Annotated in this window: 7 protein-coding genes and 1 pseudogene; 5 read left to right on the forward strand and 3 right to left on the reverse strand. The window is 67.2% G+C overall.

Annotated elements, in window-relative coordinates; all coding sequences use genetic code 11:
• Positions 1-82: 82 nt before the first annotated feature.
• On the reverse strand, positions 83-844 hold the full coding sequence (locus AB4Y99_RS23620; protein WP_441525037.1) for a heme ABC transporter permease: 762 nt from the start codon (positions 842-844) through the stop codon (positions 83-85).
• Positions 845-1150: 306 nt separating this feature from the next.
• On the opposite strand from AB4Y99_RS23620, the gene AB4Y99_RS23625 reads away from it, so the two are divergent.
• Entirely contained in the window at positions 1151-1375 is a 225-nt protein-coding gene (locus tag AB4Y99_RS23625) for a hypothetical protein (RefSeq protein WP_038358116.1), read from the forward strand.
• Here AB4Y99_RS23625 and ccmB read toward each other — a convergent pair.
• Together ccmB and ccmA are read right to left on the reverse strand one after the other, a co-directional pair.
• On the reverse strand, positions 1363-2031 hold the full coding sequence (gene ccmB / locus AB4Y99_RS23630) for a heme exporter protein CcmB (protein ID WP_038358118.1): 669 nt from the start codon (positions 2029-2031) through the stop codon (positions 1363-1365). The two genes, AB4Y99_RS23625 and ccmB, sit on opposite strands and share 13 nt — an antisense overlap.
• On the reverse strand, positions 2028-2564 hold the full coding sequence (gene ccmA / locus AB4Y99_RS23635) for a heme ABC exporter ATP-binding protein CcmA (RefSeq protein WP_441525038.1): 537 nt from the start codon (positions 2562-2564) through the stop codon (positions 2028-2030). Before ccmA ends, ccmB begins: the two co-directional genes overlap by 4 nt.
• Positions 2565-2883: 319 nt before the next feature.
• On the opposite strand from ccmA, the gene acnA reads away from it, so the two are divergent.
• From acnA to AB4Y99_RS23655, 4 genes and pseudogenes are all read left to right on the forward strand, one after another.
• Positions 2884-5583 carry an aconitate hydratase AcnA gene (gene acnA / locus AB4Y99_RS23640; protein WP_038358120.1) on the forward strand — a complete coding sequence of 900 codons (2700 nt, stop codon included), beginning with the start codon at positions 2884-2886 and terminating at the stop codon, positions 5581-5583.
• A 234-nt stretch (positions 5584-5817) separates the two neighbouring features.
• Entirely contained in the window at positions 5818-6099 is a 282-nt protein-coding gene (locus AB4Y99_RS23645) for an acyl carrier protein (protein ID WP_038358122.1), read from the forward strand.
• Positions 6100-6229: 130 nt separating this feature from the next.
• Positions 6230-6694 (forward strand): 3-hydroxyacyl-ACP dehydratase FabZ family protein, encoded by a 465-nt coding sequence (locus AB4Y99_RS23650; protein ID WP_191126010.1) that lies wholly within the window; start codon positions 6230-6232, stop codon positions 6692-6694.
• Positions 6691-6989, forward strand: a pseudogene (locus tag AB4Y99_RS23655) (beta-ketoacyl-ACP synthase); the annotation flags it as partial. The gene AB4Y99_RS23650 and the pseudogene AB4Y99_RS23655, both read left to right, overlap by 4 nt.

Raw genomic sequence — 6989 nt, forward strand, 5'->3', positions numbered from 1 at the left:
AGCCCGGTGAGGACGACGACGACCGCCGCATAGGCGGCGAGGATGAAGCCGGCATGCGGCCCGAGGCTCGTGGCCAGCGCGGTCATGCCGGCGCTCCCTGCGCCGACAGCCGGTCGAGCCGCTCGGCCTCGAGGATCGTCAGGGTGCGCACGCGCCGGCGCATGATCTCGGCGCGCATCGCCACCATGTGCAGCGTCAGCGCGAAGAGCGTGAAACCCAAGGCCAGGATCAGCAGCGGCCAGAGCATGGAGCCATCGATGGTCGAGCCGCCCATGCGGAAGACCGAGGCCGGCTGGTGCAGCGTGTTCCACCAGTCGACCGAGAACTTGATGATCGGCACGTTGACGAAGCCGATCAGCGTCAGGATCGCGACCGCCCGCCCCGCCCGCGAGGGATCGTCGAGCACGCGCCAGAGCGCGATGATCCCGAGATAGACCAGGAACAGGATCAGGACCGAGGTCAGCCTGGCATCCCAGACCCAGTAGGTGCCCCACATCGGCTTGCCCCAGAGCGCCCCGGTGACCAGGCAGACCAGCGCGAAGCAGGCGCCGATCGGCGCCGCCGCCTTCTGCGCGACATCGGCGAGCGGGTGGCGCCAGACCAGCGTGCCCAGCGCCGAGACAGCCATCATCGCGTAGAACATCATGGCGAGCCAGGCCGCCGGCACATGCACGAACATGATGCGGATGGTCTCGCCCTGCTGGTAGTCGGGCGGCGCCACGAACCAGGCGAGATAGAAGCCGACGACCAGCAGCAGCGCCGACACCCCCGTGAGCCACGGCAGGAGCGCGGAAGACAAGCGCATGAAGCGCGTCGGGTTGGCGAGGTCGATCAGGCTGGCCATGTCATCTGCAAACGGTGCCATCGGGCACGGGCGCCGCAGCAATAGCAATCCCGGCCCCGTCACGGCAATGCGCCGCAGCCTCGCTGCGACATCACGAAGCTGCTGGCGCACGAATCAGGCAGTCCCGAGGCAAGCCCTTCGAAGGCTTGATCTTTTCCGATTTTGGCTCGAAAGGCGCCGTTGCGTCAACCGCGTGCCCCACGGTATCACATTGAATATATTACAGATTCAGAACTCTCCGCTTGCGGGGAGAGCGCTCGCATTCTACCGTCGGGAACCGATGGGGGGACCACCATGGAAATGCGTTTGTCCGACGCGGTCCAGCGCGAGGTCGAGCTTGCGATTCGCTCGAAAGCGAGCCAGTCGCTCGTCGTAGACGTCTACGCGACGGCCGAGGAAATCCAGCGCGAGCACGATGTCGGCGGCATCGGCCTCGATGCCATCGCCGACACGGTCGCGCGGCTTGCGGCGCAATGCGGCTGCGCCGTGGAGCTCGACCACCACGGCCGCGGCGCCGCTCACTCCGGCTGACGCAGCGCGGCTGCCGCCGCCAGCGTGCCGACCACGATCGCCGCCAGCGACAGCGCGACCAGGATCAGGAACGGCGTGCGGAACGGCACCGTTCCGCCGAGCGCCGCATTCGCGGCCGAGACCCCGAAGATCAGCACGGGAATCGTCAGCGGCGCTACCAGCACCGGCACGATCAGACCGCCGCGCCTGAGGCTCGCCGCCAGTGCCGCGCCGGCCGCGCCGATGAAGCTGAGCGCCGGCGTGCCGACCAGCAGCGTGGCGAAGAGCGGCAGCACCGCCTCGCCCGGCAGCGCAACGAGGAGCCCGAGCAGCGGCGAGACGAGCGCCAGCGGCAGGCCCGTGGTCAGCCAATGCGCCAGCCCCTTGGCCAGAACCGCCCCTTCGAGCGGCAGCGACGAAGCCCGCATCAGCTCGAGCGAGCCGTCCTCCTCGTCGCTCTGGAACAGCCGGTCGAGCCCGATCAGCACGGAAAGCAGCGCCCCGAGCCACAGGATCGCCGGGCCGATCCGCGACAGCAAGTTGAGGTCCGGCCCGAGCGCGAAGGGAACCAGCACGACAAGCGTCAGGAAGAAGACGAGCGCGAGTTCGCCGCCGCCGCCGGCACGCGCCGCCAATGCGAGATCGCGTTTCAGGATGGCGATGAAGGCACGTCTCACGGCCCGATCCTGAGTTCGCGCGCTTCGTCCAGCCCGAGCGGCCCATGCGTCGCAGCGAGAATCGCGCCGCCCATCAGCAGATGCGCGCGCATCAGCCCGGTGAGCATGGCCTGCGAGGCGGTATCGAGCGCCGCCATCGGCTCGTCGAGCAGCCAATAGGGGCGCCACGACACCAGAAGCCGCGCCAGCGCCACCCGGCGCCGCTGGCCGGCGGAGAGGTAGCCGACCGGCAAGGTGGCGACATGGGCGAGCCCGACGGCCTCCAGCGCCGCCTCGGGCGACGCCGCCGGACTGCCGAGCAGATCCTGCGCGAAGGCGAGATTCTCCCGCGCCGTCAGCGCCGTCTTCAACCCGTCGCGGTGGCCGACGAGGTGGCTGAGCTCGGGAAGTTCCGCCTCATCCGCCCCCTCGATGCGGATGCTGCCGCCATCGGGCCGCAACCGTCCGCACAGCATGGCGATGAGGCTCGACTTACCGGCGCCGTTGCGGCCGGTCAGCGCCAGCGCCTCGCCATTGCCGAGCGACAGACTCACGCCATCGAAAACCAGCCTGCCGCCGCGGCGACAGGCGAGATTCTCGACGCGGAGGCGCGAATCCTGGAACGGAGTTTGCGTCAAGGCAGCAATGCCGCCGATGCATTCGACCACATTTCGTTCATGTAGCGCGCTTCTTGGAATTGCTCTATAGAACCCGCGGCTACGCCGCACGCCGATCCGGCGCGGGGCCCGGGCACTCCCGGGGCGGCGCGCGCGCCACGCGCATTAGGCCTTCGAACGGCAGCGTCCGCAAGGGCAGAAACCCTTGGAGACTTGCCGGTCGCGACCGCAACCCCTTGATCAGGATATTGCCCGCATGGCTTCGCTCGATTCATTCAAGGCCCGCAAGACACTCGATGTCGGCGGCAAGAGCTACACCTATTACTCCCTGCCCGACGCCGAGAAGAACGGCCTGCCCGGCATCTCGAAGCTGCCCTTCTCGATGAAGGTGCTGCTCGAGAACCTGCTGCGCAACGAGGACGGCCGCTCGGTGACGAAGGCCGATATCGAGAACTTCGTCGGCTGGCTCGACGACAAGGGCAAGGCCGGCAAGGAGATCGGCTTCCGCCCGGCCCGCGTGCTGATGCAGGACTTCACCGGCGTGCCGGCGGTGGTCGACCTCGCCGCGATGCGCGACGGCGTCAAGGCGCTCGGCGGCGACGCCCAGAAGATCAACCCGCTCGTTCCCGTCGATCTCGTCATCGACCACTCGGTGATCGTCGACGAGTTCGGCACGCCCAAGGCGCTCGCCCAGAACGTCGAGCTCGAATACGAGCGCAATGCGGAGCGCTACAAGTTCCTCAAATGGGGCCAAGGCGCCTTCGACAATTTCCGCGTCGTCCCGCCCGGCACCGGCATCTGCCACCAGGTCAATCTCGAATACCTCGCCCAGACCGTCTGGACCCGTAGCGAGACCATCGACGGCACCGAGGTCGAGGTCGCCTATCCCGACACCGTCGTCGGCACCGATTCGCACACCACCATGGTCAACGGCCTCGCCGTTCTCGGCTGGGGTGTCGGCGGCATCGAGGCGGAGGCCGCCATGCTCGGCCAGCCGCAGTCGATGCTGCTGCCGGAGGTCATCGGCTTCAAGCTGACCGGCGCGCTCAAGGAAGGCATCACCGCGACCGATCTCGTGCTCACCGTCACCCAGATGCTGCGCAAGAAGGGCGTCGTCGGCAAATTCGTCGAGTTCTTCGGCCCCGGCCTCTACAACCTAACCCTGGCCGACCGCGCCACGATCGCGAACATGGGCCCGGAATACGGCGCGACCTGCGGCTTCTTCCCGGTCGATGCCGAGACGCTGGACTATCTCACCACCACCGGCCGCAAGGCGGAGCGCATCGCGCTGGTCGATGCCTACAGCAAGGCTCAAGGGCTCTTCGCCACCCGCGAGACGGCCGATCCGGTCTTCACCGACACGCTGGAGCTCGATCTCTCGACGGTCCAGCCCTCGATGGCCGGCCCGAAGCGCCCCGAGGGCCGCGTCGACCTCTCCGCCGTCAAGGCCGGCTTCGCCGCCGCCATGGAGAGCGACTACAAGAAGGGCGGCGAGCTTTCGCGCCGCGTTGAGGTCGAGGGCGAGGATTTCGATCTCGGCCATGGCGACGTCGTCATCGCCGCCATCACCTCCTGCACCAACACCTCGAACCCCTCGGTGCTGATGGCGGCCGGCCTGCTCGCCCGCAATGCAGTCGCCAAGGGCCTCAAGGTCAAGCCTTGGGTGAAGACCTCGCTGGCGCCCGGCTCGCAGGTCGTCGCCGAATATCTGGCCAAGTCCGGCCTGCAGACCGACCTCGACAAGCTCGGCTTCAACCTGGTCGGCTTCGGCTGCACCACCTGCATCGGCAATTCCGGCCCGCTGCCGGCGCCAATCTCGAAGACGATCAACGACAAGGGCCTGATCGCCGGCGCCGTCATCTCCGGCAACCGCAACTTCGAAGGCCGCGTCTCGCCGGACGTGCAGGCGAACTACCTGGCGTCGCCGCCGCTGGTCGTCGCCTATGCGCTGGCCGGCTCGGTCCAGATGGACCTGACCACGCAGCCGCTCGGCCAGGGCTCGGACGGCAAGGACGTCTATCTCAAGGACATCTGGCCCTCCAACAAGGAGATCCAGAGCTTCATCCAGCAGAACGTCACCCGCGCGATCTTCGAGGCGAAGTACGCCGACGTCTTCAAGGGCGACGCCCACTGGCAGGCGGTCGACGCCCCGCAGAGCGAGACCTATGCCTGGGACGACGATTCGACCTATGTGCAGAACCCGCCCTATTTCCAGGGTATGCACCAGAAGCCGGACGCGATCGGCGACATCAAGGGCGCCCGCATCCTCGGCCTCTTCGGCGACAAGATCACCACCGACCACATTTCTCCGGCCGGTTCGATCAAAGCGGCCTCCCCGGCCGGGGCCTATCTGACCGAGCATGGCGTCGCGGTCGCCGACTTCAACCAGTACGGCACGCGCCGCGGCAACCATGAGGTGATGATGCGGGGCACCTTCGCCAATATCCGCATCCGCAACCACATGCTCGGCCCGAACGGGCGCGAGGGCGGCTACACCATCCACTACCCGTCGAAGGAAGAGCTGCCGATCTACGACGCCGCGATGAAGTACAAGCAGGAGAAGGTGCCGCTGGTGATCTTCGCCGGCGTCGAGTACGGCAACGGCTCCTCGCGCGACTGGGCGGCGAAGGGCACCAACCTCCTCGGCGTCAAGGCGGTGATCGCCCAGAGCTTCGAGCGCATCCACCGCTCGAACCTGGTCGGCATGGGCGTCGTGCCCTTCACCCTGCAGGAGGGCACGAGCTGGGCCTCGCTCGACCTGAAGGGCGACGAGATGGTCACCATCCACGGGCTGGCCAACGTCAAGCCGCGCCAGATGATGGAAGCCGAGATCACCTATGCCGACGGCACGGTGAAGAAGGTGCCGATCCTCTGCCGCATCGATACGCTGGACGAGATCGACTACTTCAAGAACGCCGGCATCCTGCAATACGTGCTACGCGGGCTCGCCGCGTAAGCATCCTGGCAGCGAAGGTCGTGTTTCCTGCACGGCCTTCGGTGACCAAAACGTCACAACGCGGCCGGCGCAAGCCGGCCGTGCTCGTATCGGGACCCATCCCAGTTGTCCTCGCGCGCGGCGCGGTGTAAGGGGGCCGGTCAGTCATCCTCGGCGGAGACTTGGGGCAGGCGCAGGGATCATCCCGCGCTCGGACGTCGTCCGCCGACATCCTTTCAAGACGGGAGCACCCGCATGTCCGCCACGTTCGAGACGGTCGCCGGCATCATTTCGGAAACCTGCGATATTCCGCGTGAGAAGATCACGCCGCAGAGCCATGCCATCGACGATCTCGGCATCGACTCGCTCGCCTTCCTCGACATCGCCTTCGCGATCGACAAGGCCTTCGGCATCAAGCTGCCGCTCGAGCAGTGGACGCAGGAGGTCAATGAGGGCAAGGCCCCGGCAGAGCAGTATTTCGTGCTCGAGAACCTCTGCAAGCGCATCGACGACCTCGTCGCCGCCAAGAAGGCGTAACGCCTGCGCGGGGGCTGCCGGACTTGAGCCGGCGCCCCGCTCCCGATAGAGCATAGGCCGCTGAACGGATCAGACCGATCCGCACAGCGGCCGCGCGCCGTTCTGGCGTGCCCAGCTGGTCAAGGATCGCATGCGCCTCGAATATTTCGACATGATCGACAGGGTCGTTTCCTTCGATCCGTCGCTGCAGCGCATCGTCACGCGCTCCACCGTCCCGGCCGAAAGCCCGGTCTTCGAGGGCCATTTCCCCGGCCACCCGCTCGTCCCTGGCGTGCTGCTGACCGAGACCATGGCCCAGGCCTCCGGCTATCTGCTGCTCGGCCTCAACGGTCTCAGCCAGATGCCCTTCCTCATGACCGTGGACAAGGCGCGCTTCCGCAGCTTCGTCGAGCCCAACGCCGAGCTGGAAGCCAGCGCCGAACTGGTGATCGAGGGTTCCGGCTATGCCGCGACGAAGGCGAAGCTGACGAGCAACGGCAAGCCGATCTGCGATGCGGAGCTGCGCTTCCGCCTGATGCCCTTCCCCGCCGATATGCGCGCCCTCATGCAGAGCCGCATCGAAGCCATCGGCCTGAAGCCGGAGCCTGCTCCATGAGCGATATGACGATGAACCGCCGGGACGTGGTCATCACCGGCATCGGCATCGCCTCCAGCCTCGGCGAATGCGTCGAGGTCCATGCCGCGGCGCTCGCCGCCGGCGGCCCGCCGACCGTCGATACCGAGAGCTTCAAGCCCTATCCGGTCCATCCGCTCCTCGCGCTGGAGCTCGACCGGCAGATCCCGAAGAAATCCGACCAGCGCCAGATGGAGCCCTGGCAGCGCCTCGGCGTGTACGCCGCCGGCCTCGCCCTCGATTCCGCCGGGATCAAGGAGGATGCCGAGGCCAAGAG

The sequence above is a fragment of the Allobosea sp. TAB14 genome, assembly GCF_052113865.1.
In the GTDB taxonomy this organism is placed as follows: domain Bacteria; phylum Pseudomonadota; class Alphaproteobacteria; order Rhizobiales; family Beijerinckiaceae; genus Allobosea; species Allobosea spartocytisi.

What these genes read in the sequence shown, in the direction of transcription:
- AB4Y99_RS23620 (WP_441525037.1), bottom strand. Translation starts at nt 844, where the DNA reads ATGGCCAGCCTGATCGACCTCGCCAACCCGACGCGCTTCATGCGCTTG.
- acnA (WP_038358120.1), top strand. Translation starts at nt 2,884, where the DNA reads ATGGCTTCGCTCGATTCATTCAAGGCCCGCAAGACACTCGATGTCGGC.
- AB4Y99_RS23645 (WP_038358122.1), top strand. Translation starts at nt 5,818, where the DNA reads ATGTCCGCCACGTTCGAGACGGTCGCCGGCATCATTTCGGAAACCTGC.
- AB4Y99_RS23650 (WP_191126010.1), top strand. Translation starts at nt 6,230, where the DNA reads ATGCGCCTCGAATATTTCGACATGATCGACAGGGTCGTTTCCTTCGAT.